This window comes from Bifidobacterium sp. UBA6881 (assembly GCA_002451435.1).
Taxonomy (GTDB): Bacteria; Actinomycetota; Actinomycetes; order Actinomycetales; family Bifidobacteriaceae; genus Bifidobacterium.
On record DKCF01000114.1, the window covers coordinates 1 to 2,072 of the forward strand.

2 protein-coding genes are annotated in these 2,072 nt (G+C 52.8%); one reads left to right on the forward strand and one right to left on the reverse strand.

From position 1 onward, the window contains the following. Nucleotides 1–1,308 (forward strand): bacterial Ig-like domain-containing protein (locus B3C64_RS08700; protein WP_291535096.1); only part of this gene is annotated, 1,308 nt, incomplete at its 5' end. Between the two features lie 153 nt (nucleotides 1,309–1,461). On the opposite strand, the gene B3C64_RS08705 is transcribed toward B3C64_RS08700, so the two are convergent. Further along, nucleotides 1,462–1,710 (reverse strand): hypothetical protein, encoded by a 249-nt coding sequence (locus B3C64_RS08705; RefSeq protein ID WP_291535097.1) that lies wholly within the window; start codon nucleotides 1,708–1,710, stop codon nucleotides 1,462–1,464. Nucleotides 1,711–2,072 lie beyond the last annotated feature (362 nt).

The following is a 2,072-nucleotide window of genomic DNA, read 5'->3' on the forward strand; positions in this document are numbered from 1 at the left end:
GGCCTGCAATCCTCGACCGTCACCGTGGCGATGAGCGAAGGCGTGAACAAGATCGCGCTTACGGGCGCCGAAGGCATCCGTGTACGTGAGGTATCCACCGCGCGCAATGCCAAGGCCGATGCCGGTTCCGTTCGTCTGGAAGCCGAATCCCTGCAACTGGGCGGCGGCGCGAAAGTCGTGAACGCGAGCGGTACGACGAACGCTTCGGAATCCAAGTGGGTCACCGGATTGGGCAACCAGTTTGAGACCACGGAATCCGGCGCCGATGGCATGGGCGACCGCACCCGAGTCGTCACGCTCGACAAGAACAACACGCCAAGCGTCATCAGCGACAACAAGGGCACGTTGACGATTCCGGCCGGCAAGGTTCCGGCCGGAACGTACAACGTGGTGGTGTCGTTCTCGAATGATGCGTTCATTGGAAGGCATGATTACAATCCGCAGATCGTCGATCTGGGATTGCAGGTGCGTGCCGGTTCCGCGGACGGCAAGGAGCTCGCCCGTGGCGCGTTCCGCTACACTTACTCGGATTCCAACTTCCTGAACCGTTCGTTGGAACTGACCACGGATGGCGGCGCGTTGGTGCTGGGCAACTGGGATCCGGCCGGTACCGGTGCCGGCGCGGTGTCTTGGGGCGTCGCTCCCGCAATCGACAGCATCACCTTCTACCCGGTCGTCTCCGGAGAAGTGGTTTCCGCTGTAGATGCCAATACCTTGACAGGTATTAAGGTGAGCGTTAAAAATACCGTAATTCGTCTTGGAGATCAGCCGGAGCTGGTTGTTTCTGCTCAGTATGGAGATAATTCAGAGCTGAAGCAGCTAACACAGGATCAGTATTCAGTGGATGGGTTTGATTCGAATAAACTCGGGGAACAAACGATTACAGTTTCGTACTCTGAGAATGGAGTAACTCGTACTGCACAAGTTACGGTTACCGTAATCGACCCGGATGCTGTAGATTATTCAAAATTGAATGCTGCTATTGGTGAGGCCAAGAAGCTGCAAAAAGCAGATTATACAAATTCAACTTGGAAAGTGCTGCAAGATGCCTTGAGCAATGCGGAAAGTGCATTGTCGTCCAAGGATCAACAAACTGTTGATAAAGCCACGGAAGAGCTGAAGAATGCAATTGCATCTTTGAAAAAGGTTGCGATTGTTTCTCAGCATCCTGATGGTCAGGACAATAGTGCAGATTCCACTGCAAAAACTGGCGTGAACACGATTGCGGTATTTGCGGTGGGTGCAATATTGGCCATGCTTGGAGCAGTATTGGTATGGGCGCGATATCGAGGCAAGGCTGCGGACTGATGGTATGAAGCAATGCTTTAACGCAGATTACGATTAATCAGTAGCTGATTGTGCCGTACTGTAATTGTTGGATGGAGTTCTTCAGTTCAACAATTACAGTGCGGTTTATTTATTGTTCCTAAGCCTGTCTCACCTCTTAGTATTCAGAGCATTTCAGACGATTTCCCCGTATGATGCTTTGATTGGCTTGCCCGCGTACTTGTCCGACGCGATTTTATAACTTTTTATATCCTTTATATCTTTTGTCTCATCGGTGATTGCCAAGCCACGATCCGACATCAGAGCGATCATCTGCTCGATGGTCTTCGCGGGCTTGGATTCCGCCCCGATATGAGAAGAGCCCCCTGGTTTGAGCACTGTGAGTAGGCTTAGGGAGCTGCTGTTATCCGCCATGCTAGTCATAACCTCTCGTTTTGAAAAGTTCGCGGCGCGTCTCAACCATGCTATGCGTCCCTGTGGTCCTGCCGTGGTCATCGATGACCGGAATATCTACGAAAGCTGTCCGCATGGCGTGACAAGCCCATCATTAAAGTCATCACCGGCGTGCGCCGATGCGGCAAATCCACGCTGATGGATATGTGGAGCGCGAGCTGTCCTCCTTTCGGCCGCTGAGGGACAATTATCCCAAAACGCTTATCACGTTGGATGGCGAACGCGCCACGTTATATGACGGTATTCGGCGGGTATGCGCATTGGACTGGTTGGCAGAGCGGGAACCGAAGCGGTGATCCTGAGGATGAAAATGTCGCCGCGGTGTTTCACGT

What these genes read in the sequence shown, in the direction of transcription:
- B3C64_RS08705 (WP_291535097.1), bottom strand. Translation starts at nt 1,710, where the DNA reads ATGACTAGCATGGCGGATAACAGCAGCTCCCTAAGCCTACTCACAGTG.